This is a genomic window from Leucobacter komagatae, assembly GCF_006716085.1.
In the GTDB taxonomy this organism is placed as follows: domain Bacteria; phylum Actinomycetota; class Actinomycetes; order Actinomycetales; family Microbacteriaceae; genus Leucobacter; species Leucobacter komagatae.
The window spans coordinates 121,326-134,884 of sequence record NZ_VFON01000001.1 but is presented as its reverse complement, the minus strand read 5'-3'; the positions used below and the strand labels follow the sequence as shown (position 1 = coordinate 134,884).

At 67.3% G+C, this 13,559-nt stretch carries 12 protein-coding genes; 3 read left to right on the top strand and 9 right to left on the bottom strand.

Annotation, left to right across the window (positions count from 1 at the left end; all coding sequences use genetic code 11):
- Positions 1–36 precede the first annotated feature (36 nt).
- Complete coding sequence (locus FB468_RS00580) at positions 37–1,305, top strand: MFS transporter (RefSeq protein ID WP_141885634.1); 1,269 nt, start codon at positions 37–39, stop codon at positions 1,303–1,305.
- Positions 1,306–1,357: 52 nt separating this feature from the next.
- Here the strand turns inward: FB468_RS00580 and FB468_RS00575 are convergent, their stop codons facing one another.
- Positions 1,358–2,308: an alpha/beta fold hydrolase gene (locus FB468_RS00575; RefSeq protein WP_141885633.1), complete on the bottom strand. Its 951-nt coding sequence runs from the start codon at positions 2,306–2,308 to the stop codon at positions 1,358–1,360.
- Positions 2,309–2,525: 217 nt separating this feature from the next.
- Here FB468_RS00575 and FB468_RS00570 point away from each other — a divergent pair, with 217 nt between their 5' ends.
- On the top strand, positions 2,526–3,551 hold the full coding sequence (locus FB468_RS00570) for an ADP-dependent NAD(P)H-hydrate dehydratase (RefSeq protein ID WP_141885632.1): 1,026 nt from the start codon (positions 2,526–2,528) through the stop codon (positions 3,549–3,551).
- Here FB468_RS00570 and FB468_RS00565 read toward each other — a convergent pair.
- A complete protein-coding gene (locus tag FB468_RS00565; RefSeq protein WP_246055918.1) occupies positions 3,537–4,208 on the bottom strand; it encodes a TetR/AcrR family transcriptional regulator in 672 nt (223 codons plus the stop codon). The genes FB468_RS00570 and FB468_RS00565 overlap by 15 nt on opposite strands.
- 110 nt (positions 4,209–4,318) lie before the next feature.
- Between FB468_RS00565 and FB468_RS00560 the strand changes: the two genes are divergently transcribed.
- Positions 4,319–5,194: a 3-hydroxyacyl-CoA dehydrogenase family protein gene (locus FB468_RS00560; protein ID WP_141885630.1), complete on the top strand. Its 876-nt coding sequence runs from the start codon at positions 4,319–4,321 to the stop codon at positions 5,192–5,194.
- Between the two features lie 162 nt (positions 5,195–5,356).
- On the opposite strand, the gene FB468_RS00555 is transcribed toward FB468_RS00560, so the two are convergent.
- The 7 genes from FB468_RS00555 to FB468_RS00525 are packed head-to-tail and all read right to left on the bottom strand — an operon-like array spanning position 5,357 to position 13,524.
- On the bottom strand, positions 5,357–5,701 hold the full coding sequence (locus FB468_RS00555) for a cupin domain-containing protein (protein WP_141885629.1): 345 nt from the start codon (positions 5,699–5,701) through the stop codon (positions 5,357–5,359).
- A gap of 60 nt (positions 5,702–5,761) precedes the next feature.
- The gene (locus FB468_RS00550; RefSeq protein WP_141885628.1) at positions 5,762–6,406 is read right to left on the bottom strand and encodes a Crp/Fnr family transcriptional regulator; all 645 of its coding nucleotides are present in this window, start codon (positions 6,404–6,406) and stop codon (positions 5,762–5,764) included.
- A complete protein-coding gene (locus FB468_RS00545; RefSeq protein WP_141885627.1) occupies positions 6,390–7,010 on the bottom strand; it encodes an ATP-binding cassette domain-containing protein in 621 nt (206 codons plus the stop codon). Before FB468_RS00545 ends, FB468_RS00550 begins: the two co-directional genes overlap by 17 nt.
- Positions 7,007–8,089, bottom strand: coding sequence for an ABC transporter permease (locus FB468_RS00540; protein WP_170219589.1), 1,083 nt, complete (start codon positions 8,087–8,089; stop codon positions 7,007–7,009). Before FB468_RS00540 ends, FB468_RS00545 begins: the two co-directional genes overlap by 4 nt.
- A gap of 2 nt (positions 8,090–8,091) precedes the next feature.
- Entirely contained in the window at positions 8,092–9,315 is a 1,224-nt protein-coding gene (locus FB468_RS00535) for a substrate-binding domain-containing protein (protein WP_141885625.1), read from the bottom strand.
- Positions 9,312–10,127, bottom strand: a complete 816-nt coding sequence (locus FB468_RS00530) for a class I SAM-dependent methyltransferase (RefSeq protein WP_141885624.1) — start codon at positions 10,125–10,127, stop codon at positions 9,312–9,314. The genes FB468_RS00535 and FB468_RS00530 overlap by 4 nt, the downstream gene beginning before the upstream one ends.
- A gap of 55 nt (positions 10,128–10,182) precedes the next feature.
- On the bottom strand, positions 10,183–13,524 hold the full coding sequence (locus tag FB468_RS00525) for an MBG domain-containing protein (protein ID WP_141885623.1): 3,342 nt from the start codon (positions 13,522–13,524) through the stop codon (positions 10,183–10,185).
- Positions 13,525–13,559 lie beyond the last annotated feature (35 nt).

Genomic DNA, 13,559 nt, shown 5'->3' with positions numbered 1-13,559 from the left:
CGGCTCAACGGAGAGCCGGGAATGAGGAGACATACAATGACGAATATCACCTCCACCGACACCCACATCACTGCGGGCATGCGCCGGGCGCGCATCGCCCTGTTCATCGTGTTCTTCGCGCAGGGGCTCGGCTTCGGCTCGCTGTTTGCGCGCCTCCCCACCATCAAGGCGACGTTCGAGTTCAGCGACTCGACGCTCGCCCTCATGACGCTCGCGCTGCCGCTCATGGCGGGGGTCGCGACCCTCGTAACCGGCTCAATCGTGCAGCGCGTACACAGCGACACGCTGCTGCGCTGGGCGATCGTCGCGAACCTCACGGCGCTCGCGCTCATCGGCTTCGCTGACTCGTTCGCGCTGCTCGTACCCGCGTGGATCGTGATGGGCATCGCGTTCGGCATGGTCGACGCCACGATGAACATGAAGGCGGTGTCGCTGCAGCAGCGCTACAAGCGCAGCATCGTCGTCGGCTTCTACGCGATCTACAGCGCGGCCGGCATCGTCGCCTCGCTCGCCGCCGCGTTCACCGCGCAGGCGGGGCTGCCCCTCTGGGTGTTCTTCGGCGCAGAGTTCATCGTGCTCGTGCCGCTGCTGCTCTGGAGCGGGCGCTCACTCGTGCACGCGCGCGTGGGCGCGGCCGGGGCGGCCGGGGCGGCTGGTTCGGCGGGCGCCGCGGGGGCTGCGGGCGCTACGGGTGTGGCTCGCTCGGCCGCTGGCGCGCCCGCGCGGGTGCGGGTGCCGTGGCTGCCCGTGCTGAGCATCGGGCTCGTGCTGACCTCCGCGTACTTCATCGAGTCGTCGGCTTCGAGCTGGGGCTCGGTCTACGTGCACGACACGCTCGCCGCCCCCGAAAGCGTCGCCGCCCTCGCATACGGCGGGTACAGCGCGGCGATGCTCATCGGCCGACTGAGCGCCGACTGGCTGATCCGCGCGTTCGGCGCGAAGCGCGTGATCCAGGTCTGCGCCCTCATCGCGCTCGCCGGCATGCTCGCGGTCGTGTTTGCGACGGCCCCGTGGATGGCACTCGTCGGGTTCGCGCTCGCGGGCGGCGGCCTCTGCGTCATCGCGCCGCTCGCCTTCGCGGCGGCGGGCACGATCGACGACACGGGCGTCGCAGTGGCCCGCGCGAACACGTTCACGTACGTCGGATTCCTGCTCGGCGCGGCGCTCATCGGCCCGATCGCAGACCTGAGTTCCATGCGCATCGCGTACATGATTTCGGTCGCGCTCGCGGTCGTGATCCTCTTCCTCGCGCGCGGCCTCGCGTCCCGGATCGAGGGGGCGGAGCAGTCTCCACAGACTGCGTAGGGCCCGCGCGCCGGCAGGGCGGGGCCCGCGGGCAACGCGGGCCCCGTCGCTGCTATGCCGCGGGCAGCCCCGCGAGGAACTCCTTGGTCGCGGCGACGACCTCTTCACCCTTCGTGTGGTGCAGGTAGTGGTCGGCGTCGATCTCGAGCGTCACCGCGTAGTCGACCGTTGCGGCCTGGGCCTCGTGCATGTCAGTCCAGGTCGCGAAGTCGGGGTTGTGTGACTGGTACATGAGCAGCAGCGGGAGATCCTTCGGGAACGTTGTTCCCTTCGCGGCGGCGAAGTTCTCCGCGAGGTGGTTGACCTCGTCGAGGTAGGTCGGCGCCATCGAGTTTCGCATGGTGAGGACGTCCATGCGCTCGATGTCCTCTGCGGTGTAGGCGGGGTTGCCCTCGAGCGGGTTTCCACCGAGCTCGGTCAGTACGCGAAGCAGACCGAGCCCGCGGATCGCGGGGGCACCCTTCAGAATTCCGGGCACCCTGTCCATGCCGGGCTGCTCGGGCACGGAGGTGTCGATGCCGACGAACGCCGTGACCTCGTCGGGGTACGTGTTCGCGTAGGCGAGCCCGTAAATGCCGGTGATCGAGTGCCCCATCAGAATGTACTCGTCGACCCCGAAGCTTGACACGGCCTCGTGAATCTCGGCAACGATGTTCTCGGTGGTGCGCGGTGTGTCGGCCTGGTCGCTCTGCCCGTACCCGAACGGTTCGACCGCGAGAATCCGGTACTCGTCTTTCAGGCCGTTGATCACGGGCGCGAAGTCTGCGACCGGCGAGGCGGTTCCGGCCCCGGGCGTGAGCACGATCGTCTGCTCCCCCGCCCCGAACTCGGCCACGTTCATCTTCTTGCCATCGACGTCCACGAGCGTGCCGTAGGGTCCGAGCGCTGCGACCTCCTGCGGGGTCTTCACCGCGTTGATGATGGAGGTGGTGGCGAGCGTCGCGCCGACGAGGCCGACGACGACGCCCATGCTGATGAGCGTAATCTTGAGTGGTTTCTTCACGGAGACCTTTTCGGAAATGTCGATTATTTAGGGGCCTAAGCATTTCACAGTGCCTGCGGCAATTCCTGGGAGAAAACTCCAATTCTCAGCGCATTCTCATAGCGAACGCACCATTGCGATGAGGATCGCCACCGGTTCAGCTACCCTGCAAGAACACCGGCCAGCGCTCGGGCCCTGGCCCGCCCCTCGGCACTCCGACACTGAGTTGAGGTCTCAAATGAACGATCCTGCCCCGGATACGACGAGCCCCTCGGGGGCGTGGGATCCGGCCGCGTGCGCTCCCTACCTCGCGCCGCCCACCGCGGCGGACCACAAGTACTCGCGCGGGGTCCTCGGGCTCCGCACCGGCTCGCCCGCGTATCCTGGCGCGGCGGTCTTGGGCGCTGAGGCAGCGTGGCGAACGGGCGCGGGTCTCGTGCAGTTCGTGCCGCCCGTCGGGGGCACGGCGCCCCTCTTTGGCATGCCCTCCCCGGCAGCGACCGTGCTCGCCGCCAGACCCGAGACCGTCGTTTCCCGCTCGCCAGACCGCGTCGATGCGTGGCTCGTGGGCAGCGGTACGGACCCGGAGGCGCGCCCCAAGGCCGAGACCGACGAGCTCGCGGAGCTGCTCACCCAGCGGCGCCCCGTCATCATCGACGCTGGGGCGCTTGACCTGTGCCTGCTCAGGCGAGACGAGCGGTTTCGGGTGGCGCCGGTCGCGATCACACCCCACGCCGGAGAGTTCGCGCGACTCTGGCGGGCGCTCGGCGGCTCGCGGCCCACGGACGACGCGGGTTCCTTGGGCAGTGCGGAGGCAACCGCCCAGCTCGCGAAGCGCCTCGACGTCACCGTGCTGCTCAAGGGCTCGGTCACGACGATCGCGTCTCCTTCGGGTGACATCGTCACTGTGGGGCCGGCCACGCCCTGGCTCGCGACGGCGGGAACGGGCGACGTGCTCGCCGGGATCGTTGGGACGTTGGCGGCCCGGCACGCTGGGCTGGTCAGGCGGGGTGGGCTGGTGGGGCCGGCTGGCACGGATTGGCCGGATTGGCCGGCTGGGCAGATCGGGCTGGCCGACCGGGCGCCGGTGCTCGCCGAGCTCTGCGCGACGGCAGTGCTCCTGCACGATATCGCCGCCCGCATCGCGAGTGGCGACTCTGGCGGTTCTGCTGGCGCCGCCAGCTCCATTCTCGGCCGCCCGATTACCGCCCTCGACGTTGCGCGCAGCATCCCAGCGGCGGTCGAGCGCTTACTCGGGCCGTAGCACTCCGCGCAGCGCAGCGAGCACGGCGTCCCGCCGAAGCCGCTGAGCCTCATCCACGAACGGCCCCTGCAGTACCGAACCGACGTGGGCGGCAATCACCACGCGCGCGGCTTCGTCAGCGTCGGGCGCGAGCGTCATCCCGAGCGTACTCGCAACGTGCTCCAAGAGGGGGGTGATGCCGCGCTGGAAGTCCTCGCCGTGTGCCCGCAGCACGGTCGCGATCTCGGGGTCCGTCGCGGCCCGCATCCCGAAGAGCGCCCGGAGGGCGTACCACTGAGTGTCAGCGGGGATGATCCCCAGCAGCTCTTCCACAAAACCCTCGAGGAGCACATCGCGGTCCCCCCGCAGCTCCAACCGGTCGGCGAGCCCGCTCGTTCCGCTGAGTAACTCCTCCGTCTTGCGTTCATACAGCGCGAAGAACACGTCGGTCACGGTGCGGAAGTTCGAGTAGAACGCTCCGCGGGTGAAGCCGGCGCGGGTGCAGATCTCATCGATCGAGGCGGTCGGGGCGCCGCGCTCGGCGAAGATGGCCTCGGCGGCGTCGATCAACGCCGCGCGGGTGTGCACGCGGGCGCGGCGCTTGGGCTCAGCGTTCCCCTTCGCGCCGGGCTTTGCGCTCGCCTGGGTGCCCCCTTGCGCCTGGCCCGATTGATTCATCACTGCTGCTTCCACCGGGTTCCCTTCTCCGACTTTTCGATGCATAATGAATTCAATACAAATTGCATCGAGATTGCAAGGCGTACGGATCAACGGAAATGAGGAATCACATGCAATTCACCGTTCCAGCCAATGCCCAGGAGCGACCGATCGTCGTTGTGGGTGGCGGCACTCTTGGCAGGCGTATCGCGGCCGTGTTCGCGTCAGGCGGCTCAGATGTCCGCATCGCCGAGCTACAAGAGCCGCAGCGTCAGGCCGCGCTCGACTACGTCAATGAGGCGCTTCCCGAGCTCACCGCACGGCTCGAAAAGCAGGGCATCAGCACGACCCCCGGCACCGTGACCGCAGTTCCCTCGGTCGAAGAGTCGCTGCCCGGCGCGTGGCTCGTCGTCGAGGCGGTGCCCGAGCGGCTCGACATCAAGCGCCCGCTGTTTGGCACGCTTGACCGCCTCGCTGACGCTGACGCCGTGCTCGCCACGAACTCCTCGTCGTACAAGTCACGCGAGGTCATCGACGAGGTCGAGCACCCCGAGCGGGTCTTCAACATGCACTTCGCGATGCCCCCGCAGAGCATGGCAGTCGAGCTCATGAGCGATGGCCAGACGAGCGAGGGCCTGCTGCCCGCGGTCGCAGAAGAGCTGAAGCGCTTCGGCCTCGCACCCTTCATCGCGCTCGCCGAGAGCACGGGCTTCATCTTCAACCGCATCTGGGCGGCGATCAAGCGCGAGTCGCTCGCGGTCGTCGCTGACGGCGTGAGCACCCCGGAAGATGTCGACGCGATCATGCAGGCGAACATGGGCATCCACGCCGGCCCGTTCGCGCTCATGGATCAGGTTGGCCTCGACGTGGTGCTCGACATCGAAGAGCACTACGCTGCCGAGAATCCGAACCTGCCCGAAGGCCCTCGCACCCTGCTCCGCAGCTACGTCGACGCGGGCAAGCTCGGCCGCAAGACCGGTGAGGGGTTCTACACCTACGCGCAGTAGGCGGCCGCACCTTTCCCTACGACTTTCGCACCCTCGAAAACCACCCAATTATTCGTGTGGGCCTCATTTTTCATCGGAATTTGAGGCCCACACGAATATTTGAGGGGTCTTGGCTGCGGCGTGCGCAGGCCCGGTGTATTGAGTGGGCCCAGAACGCAGCGCTCAGCGCTCGGGGTGGAACGTGAGCACGAGCTGCGCATCCTCGTGAGCGAACACTTCGTGCTTCTCTTCCGGGTCAGCTCGCACGAGCGCTCCAGCGGTGAGCTCGTGACTGTCACCGCCAATGTCGAAGCGCACCCGCCCGGCAATCACGTGGATGAGCACAGGAGCACCCGCCACATGCTCCGCGAGCGTCACTCCCGCAGGGATCGCGAGGGTGCGCACGCGCAGCGTATCGCCATCGAACACGCGCCCGACTTTCACCCGGCCTGCAGTCATCGGAGCGAGCGCCTCAAAGTCGGCGAGCCCCGCCGAAAGGATGTCGTAGCCATCGGCCTGAACGGTCATATTTCTCCTAGATAGTGGTGGGCAAGATATGGCAGCTGCCGACGAACCGCGCAGGCACGCCTACAGCACTCGCAGGGTCTTCCCCGCGAGCTCGATGAGTCCATCGTCCTGCATCCGCCTGAGTTCGCGAAGCAGCGCCTTCGAGTTGACACCGAGGTAGTCGGCCCAATCCTGGCGACTGTATGGCAGCACGATCTCGCCATCATCGCCGGGCGCGATGCCGTCGAGCGACATGAGTATTCGGCTGCGCAGTCGAGGTTCGGCGAGCAAGTTGAGGCGCACGCTCAGGTGAACGAGCTTCTTCGACATCTCCTGCATGAGATTCGCGTGCACGATGGCAGCACCCGGGTGCGTGGACGCAGCGAGTCGCTCTTTGTGGATGAGCAGGATCCGCGCATCGGTGAGCGCCGAAATCTCCACCGGCGACGCCCCCTCGCTCACCACGACAGCCTCCGCGAACGAGTCCCCGGGCCCGAACCGCTCAACGATCTGAGTATTCGCCCCGCGCGGCACGGTCGCCTGCACACTGCCAGCGAGCACGACGGGAAAGAAGCTCACCTGCTCGCCGATGCGAATGATGCTGTCGCCGCGACGGTACCCCTGCGACGCGGCCCGAACGGCCGCGAGCAGATCCGTATGCAGCGAGGGGTCGACGCCCGCAAACACCCGCGAGCGCCGCGTGACTGTCTCATACCGCGTCGCCATCGGCGCCTCCTCCACTGGTCGGTAAGGTCACGGTGCGCGCGCCGAGCATCTCAGCGTCGTCGGCGCCGTGGGTCGCGACGATGAGCGTGCGGCCGCGAAGGCGCGCACGCACGAAGTCGATGACTTCGCGCTTGGTAGCCGTGTCGAGCCCGGTAAACGGCTCGTCGAGTAAGACGAGCGAGCTCGGGAACAGCATCGCGCACGCGAGCGCGACCCGGCGACGCATGCCGCCTGACAGCTCGACGACCGACTGGCTCAGCGCGCGGAGCGGCAAGATCTCGGCCAGCTCAGCCTCAATCATCCGCCGCGATACGCGCCGGTCGGGGTGCAGCAGCGCCACATTCTCGACGGGTGTGAGCGCGTCGCTCAGCCTGTCTTCTTGGAACATCACTGAGATAGCTCCGCGCCGCACCCCGATCACCCGCCCAGAGTCGGGCCGTTCGAGCCCCATCAGGATCCGCAGCAGCGTCGTCTTCCCACCACCCGAAGGCGCCCGAAGGCAGTACGAGCATCCCCCAGCGAACTCTAGCGAGAGCTCGTCAAAGACCTCGTGCATGCCGAACCGTTTCGAGAGACGCTCAACTCCCACGCGTGACGCCCTCATGAAGCGCTCCCGAGCAGCCCGCCAAACGGCCGCGAGAGGAAGCGCAGGAGGGTCGTCACGACCCGCTCAAACACGACGCTGAGCAGCATCACCACGACCGTCCAGGCGAACAGCGTTGGCGTGTCGAGGAACGTCTTCGCCGCGAACATCTCTTTCCCGATCGACGGCGCGGTGGCAGCGAACAACTCGGCCATGACTCCCGCGCGCCAGCTCATCCCGACGCCGACTTTGCACGCGCTAGCGAGAAACGGCATGAACGCTGGCCGCGAGATGTACCAGAACTGTTTCGCACGGGAGAGCCCGTAGACCTGCGCACGCTCGAGCTCGTGCCTGCCAACGGCGCCGAGGCCGGCGAGCATGCTCGTGTACACGAGGGGTACGACGATGAGAAACGCCAGCCACGAGGTGAGCGCCTGGCCGCCAAGCCAGATGAGCAGCATGATGATGAACGAGACCACCGGCACGGTCTTCACGACCGACACCACGGGAGCAATGAGCTCGCGGAACCAGGTGGCCCGGTGCGCTGCGAGCGCGAGCAGGATCCCGATGACCAACGCCGCGGTGAACCCGAGGGCGATTCGGCCGAGCGACGCCCCCGAAATGAGCCAGAACTCGGGGCGGAAGAACTGCTCGACGAGCGCCTCCGCCGTGCGGATGGGGCCCGCGAGCATGAGCCTATTGTCAATAACCCGGTCGGCGATCTCCCACACCGCCAGCCAGAACACCACGACGAACACTCGACCGGCGGCCCGCTTCCACCCTGCACCGCGAACTGCACTGCCACGAACGGCCTGGGCCGGAGCTCCCGCCCGCGCGAGGTTCTGCGCCCCTCTCTGAGCCTCCGCGATCCCGACAGCCCGTGGGAGATCCTGCGCGAGGGCGCCAGGTGCGGCTCCCCTCGCGGCCTCGATCGTCGCGACGAGGGTTCGCGGGTCAGCTCCGGAGTCCACGAGTTCCCTGATCATCGGCAGCATCGCCTCGGGCGACACGCCGACGGGCGCGTGCTGGCGCATCAGTGAGAGCAACTCCGCGTCGTTCCAGACGGTCTGCTGCGTGGGCTGGTGTTCCGTGCCTGTCACGCTCATACTCTCCGCTCCGCTGGTGCAAGGCCCCCGGTGAGCTCGCGAACATCGACGTCGAGCGCGCCGAGTGGCGGCAGATAGTAGAAGTCGTCACCGGGCAGGGCTCCCCCGATCGAGCGGGGGTTCTGCGAGTGGATTGCCGCAAGAAAACCCGACAGCGAATCGCGCATCACCTCGCCAGTGAGATTCACGAGGCTGCAGAACGGCATCGCGGCTGCGGCGACGTCGTTGTTCAGGAAGGTGCCAAGTTCCTCCTGCACCGCGGCGGCCTCCTGGATGTTGTCGAGCGTGAAGTCGACCGAGGCCCCCGCGAGCTGGAGGTATTCGATGACGGCCGCCTCGTGCTGCTCGAGGAACGCGCGGTTCACAATCGTATGCGTCGTGACCGCTTGTGACTTCGAAGTGTTCGTCGGCATCCGATCCCACTCGTCGGTGAAGTCGACCGGAGCGGTGAGCCCGGGCACCATCGTTCGCGCGAGCTCAACGAACGGCTGCGGCAGCACCGCAATCGCGTTCGGTTCATTCTGCAGCAGGTTCAACACCTCGAACGGGGTCGCCCGGTACGCCATATCGACGCTCTCCGAAAGCCCGGTGCCATCGAGCACCGTCGCAATGGTGTACTCGGGAGTGCCGTTCTGGCCGATCGAGTACACCGTTCGACCGGCGAGGTCGGCAATCGTTGTCACGCTCGGGTCGGTCGTGACGCCGTAGAGGACCCCGAGGTTCCCAACACTTACGACCTCGACCTCCGTGTTGATGTCGGCGTTGTTGTAGAGCACTGCACCGATGTTCGACGGCAGCGTGACGATATCGAAGTCGCCCTGGTTGAAGCGCGCGGCGAGCGCGGCGAAGTCGACCCCGACGATTTCGACATCGAAGCTGTTGTGCGTCTCGCCCGCACGAGCCGCGAGCAGCATGCGGCTCAGCCCCATCGATGGCGGGCCGAGGATGAGACCCACGCGAACGGTTGTCGCCTCGGTCGACCCCATCACCGCTCGCTCGCGTGCGCGCTGTGGCTTGCTCGAGCCCAGCGCGCCGCCGAAACCGCCCTCGGCGGCGGCCACCTGAGCGCCCGGCTCCCCCGCCGCGCAGGCGGCAAGTACCGAGGCCGCACCCAGCGCACCCATTGCGGCGATGAACCGGCGGCGCGTCACGGGCCCGCGGGCTGCGGATCCCGTTCGCTGCCCGATCCCGGCCACGGCACCGGCGTCTGAGCGTGTCATTCGCCCGACGCCGCGGGCTTCACCGCGACGATCCCGACCGCGGTGAGTGCATCACGGTGAGCGCCGAATGTGCGCCGCATGTCGAAGACGCGCTTACGCTCATCGGGCATCCGCAGCACATTCCGCGCGAAGCGAAGCGCGCCGCGGAGCCCTTCGTCTGCGATGATGCGCCGCGGCTGCAGCAGGCGCATGGGCGCGAATCTCGTGTCTTCGACGACCTCGAACCCCGCCGATTCGAGGAGCGCGCGCCACTCCGCGTTCGTGAGCGGTCTGGCGTTCACCTTGATCGACTTCGCGAGCGCCTTTTGAATCTCGCGCTTCGTCTCCTCGGGCAGCCCGTCTGGGGTGAGCCCGAGCTCGTGAATCACGTACCTGCCGCCCGGGCGCAGCACGCGAAAGGCCTCGGCCATCATGGTCTGCTTCGAGCGGTCTGCGTGCATGGTGAGCATCGCCTCACCAAACACCACGTCGGCGCTATCGGCTTCGAAGCCAGTCGCTGCGGCGTCTGCGTGCACCACCGCGCCATCGAGCCCGAGCCGCTTGTTGACCTGCGCGACCGCGTCGGGGTCCATGTCGACGCCCCGATAGCTGCGCGGCGCAAGCTGCACGATCTCCTGCGCGGTGTGCCCCAGCCCGGGCGCGAGCTCCACGACGTCGCTCCCCTCAATGCGGGCGGCCTCAAGCATGCGACGAGTCAGTTCGCGACCTCCTGGCCTGAGCACACGCTTGCCGAGCTTCGCGAGCAGCCAATGGCCAGACATCGTTGCGACCGGGCGATCCTGCTCTGGCAGTGTCTGCTGGGGGTTCGTCATGGTGTGGGTTCCTTCGAGGTTGTGATGTGTGATGAATACTCGGGTCCTGGGGCGGCTAGTCTGCGCCCGGCGCCACGCGCGTTCGCTTCCTGGCGAGCAGCGTCGCTCCCGCCGCGAGGGCGAGCACCACGCCGACCCCAGCGATCAGCGCAATCGCTTGCGGCTGCGCGCCCGAGGCGGCGGTCTCACCGATCGCGCCGCCGTTGCGGCGGCCCAACTCAGCTGCGTCGTCGCCCACGCGGCCCGCGTCTCGCGAGCCCTGGTTCGCCGCGCGCGCGGCTTCAAGGGCCTTGAGCGCGGCCTGCTCGTCAGCGGTCTGCGCACCTGGCAGCTTCACTTGGGCATAGCTCGGCACGACACCGCCGCCAGAGGTCGGAACGCCCGAGAGCGTCACCTCGAACGAGGCCGGCCAGGTGTGCTCGCGGGTGCCACCAAAGATCGGGCCGCCGATACTGAAGGCGAGATCCCCAATGGTGACCGCGGCGCTCATTGACCGCGAGATCGAGGTAACAGTGGGGTCGATGTGCCCAAGGTCAACCGTGACGCTGGTCACGCTGCCGCCCCCTGAGGTGCCGACTACGCCGCCGCCAGAGATGCTGCGTACCGTCATGATGCGATCCTGAATCACGATCGGAACGGTGACCTGGCCGGTTCCGTCAGCCGCGACAGTGAGCGTCGCGTTGCCGGTGACCGGGTCCTTGGGCGGAAAACCGCTGTTCGTCAGGTGGGGCGCCAGTGGCAGTCCCGTCACTTCCCGACTGAACCAGATGTTCGAGCTCACCACGTAGCTTCCCGGTGCGAGCTGGGTCGGCGCGGGGCCGGGGCCGGGTTTCGGCCTCGGCGAGGGTGCCGTCGGCTTCGTCCCGGGCTTTGTGCCTGGCTTTGTGCCGGGGTTCGTGCCTGGGTTCGTCCCTGGCCCTGTGCCCGGGTTCGTCACCGTCGTATCGTCCGAAACCTTGTGCGCGCTCGCGTAGTCCACGGCGAGGCTGAGGTCCCACTGCTTGTCGCGCTCGAGGGGCGCGGCGTAGACGCGACTCTTCGGGAACGTGAGCGTGCCGTCTGACGCTCCGAGCTGAATCACGAGCCGCGTGATCCGTCCGTTCGTGTGGTGCCCATAGGTCTTGCTATCGCGGTGGGCCGAGAGCACGGTGACGCCCTTCGGCGCAGCGCCAAGTTCCATCAGCGTGAACGCGGGGTTCGGCACGTCGAGCAGCAGCGTGCGGGTACCATCCTGCCCCACCACAAGCTTCGCGTTGTCTCGCACCGGTGACGTCGGAATACCGAAATTCGGGTCGCTCGGTGCCACGAGTGGGTTCTTCGGGTTCGTCATGTACGCGGTGAGGCCAAGGATGTCGTTCTTCTCCGCCGGCACGAAGAGGTTCGCGGTCACCCTGTAGGTGCCTGGGCGGAGTCCCTCCTCTGGCGTTTGCTCCGAGACTGTGAGCACACCCCCGACATACTCGAAACGGTAGTTCGTTGCTGCGCCGCCAGCGGGGACAAGCTCGTAGCGCGCACCGGCAGTCAGGCGGGCCGGGCCCTGCACCGTCGGCTGCGCATAGCCAGCGGCGTTCGCGGCGCTGTCGTCTCCGACGAAGCCGGAGACCTTCACGGCCAGGCGGGGCGCCCCTCCCGCGGCGACTTGCTCGCCGTCGTAAGTCGCCGTGAGCGTCGCCCTCGCGATCTCCCATGGCAGGCTCACGGGAGCCGTCGACCCGTCTTCCCAGACGTAGCCGTCAACAAGCGTCGCGCGGGCAAGGTACGTTCCTGCGTCTGTGGCGCTCGGGCGCGCGCTGAGCACATAGCCCGCGCCGGGGGCAACGCCGACCTGTTCTGCGCCCGTATAGGTGAGCGCCGTCGCGGCGGTGGGCTTCGCCACCGGAGTCACTGCTTCACTGACAACAGCGATGTAGGCGATCTCTGTGCCCTCAGTCTGGGCGGTATCAATGTCGCCGTTCTTCCCTGTCGCTGCGTTCCACAGCGGCACCTGCACAAGCGCGGCGGGTGAATCGGCTGCGGTGTCTTTCGCGACGATATCGAACGTGGCGGTCGCTCCGGACTGCTCTGCGGTGAGCGCCTCGGCCCTCGTAAGGCCCTCGCCAACGGTGCCCGAGACGATGAAGAGTTTGCTTCCCGGCCCCGCGACGGGAGCCGTGCCCGACAGGCTCGTCCGCCCGCCACCGAGAGGGTTGGTCCAGGCCCAGTGTTTCGCCACGGTCGCACCGGGTACATTCTCAAAACTCACGTCGAGCCCGAACGTATACAGCCGCACCTCGGGCTTCGCGAACTCGTCACCTAAGAGTTCGCCCGCCCGGGCAAGTTGTTCCGTGTCGCTCTCTTCGCCAAGGAACGACGAGTACGCGCCGAGAGAGTCGAGCGAGGGGAAGTCCATTCCCGGGAACTCCCAGTCGGCCTCGCCCGTCGTTCGGTACGTCATGGTGGTTCCCGAGTCGCTCGCGAACTGCTTGGTGTACTGCCAGCGCGCCGCAGACTCGGTGTCGACGAGCGCGAACAGCCCGAGCCCCTCGGGCTGGAAGGTCACGGCCCCGTTTGCGTGCCGCGTGACCGGCACGAGGGTCGCCTTTCCGCCCACGATCTTCATCACCGTTGGCTCTGCGCCAGAAGCGGGGAGTGTCACTGTCGTCTGCTGGGTAGCGCCCAGGCGAATGTCGCCGTTGCTACCTGCGAGTCCGAGTTCCCAGGCCACGAACGATGGCATCGTGACGAACTCCGATGCGAGCGCACGCTCAACTCGCTGTGCGTCACCTGCGACACGCTCGGCGCTGAGCGTTGCGTCCGAGAGGGCCGGGATCAGTGGGTCACCCTCCTCAGTCTCAACCGTCACCTCGGCGCCCGTCGCGCCATGCCGGTACGTCTGAGTGAAGTCGCCTGCTACTTGCCGCACGGCGCTCGCAAAGTCGACCCGCAGGTGCACGGGCCAGTGCTTCTCGGTTTGCAGCGGCACTGGGTACTGCATTGCGCCGCCAAACGTGTACTCGCCGCTGCCGTTTCCGAGCTCGACCGTCACGCTGACAATGCGATCTGGGTAGCGAGCGTCGGGGGTGAGGTTGCCCCACGCGATACTGCCGCCGCGCTCGATGTTCGTGACCCGGAGGTCGGCACCGTCACCGATCTCCTGCAGCGTGAAAATCTCTTGGTTGAAAGGCACGTCGACTTCGACAGTGCCGTCTTTCGCCACGCGCAGGGTCGTATTGAGCTTTTGCGGGGTAACGGGCGGGAACCCAGCGTCAGACATGTAGACGTTCACGCCGATCGGGGCATCCGACCCTGCGACGTAGGGGTTCGCCGTCACGGTGTAAGTGCCTGGGGCGAGAGTTGCAGCCGAGGCCGGCGCCACACGACTCTCGAGTGGGGTGTTGCCGCTCAGCAGCGAGGTCACTTCGTTCGCCTCGGCCGGCCCCACTGGCTCTGCTT

Coding starts and splice junctions, on each gene's coding strand:
- FB468_RS00555 (WP_141885629.1), bottom strand. CDS start 5,701: ATGACCGTTCAGGCCGATGGCTACGACATCCTTTCGGCGGGGCTCGCC.
- FB468_RS00565 (WP_246055918.1), bottom strand. CDS start 4,208: ATGAATCAATCGGGCCAGGCGCAAGGGGGCACCCAGGCGAGCGCAAAG.
- FB468_RS00535 (WP_141885625.1), bottom strand. CDS start 9,315: ATGACACGCTCAGACGCCGGTGCCGTGGCCGGGATCGGGCAGCGAACG.
- FB468_RS00530 (WP_141885624.1), bottom strand. CDS start 10,127: ATGACGAACCCCCAGCAGACACTGCCAGAGCAGGATCGCCCGGTCGCA.
- FB468_RS00580 (WP_141885634.1), top strand. CDS start 37: ATGACGAATATCACCTCCACCGACACCCACATCACTGCGGGCATGCGC.
- FB468_RS00550 (WP_141885628.1), bottom strand. CDS start 6,406: ATGGCGACGCGGTATGAGACAGTCACGCGGCGCTCGCGGGTGTTTGCG.
- FB468_RS00570 (WP_141885632.1), top strand. CDS start 2,526: ATGAACGATCCTGCCCCGGATACGACGAGCCCCTCGGGGGCGTGGGAT.
- FB468_RS00560 (WP_141885630.1), top strand. CDS start 4,319: ATGCAATTCACCGTTCCAGCCAATGCCCAGGAGCGACCGATCGTCGTT.
- FB468_RS00545 (WP_141885627.1), bottom strand. CDS start 7,010: ATGAGGGCGTCACGCGTGGGAGTTGAGCGTCTCTCGAAACGGTTCGGC.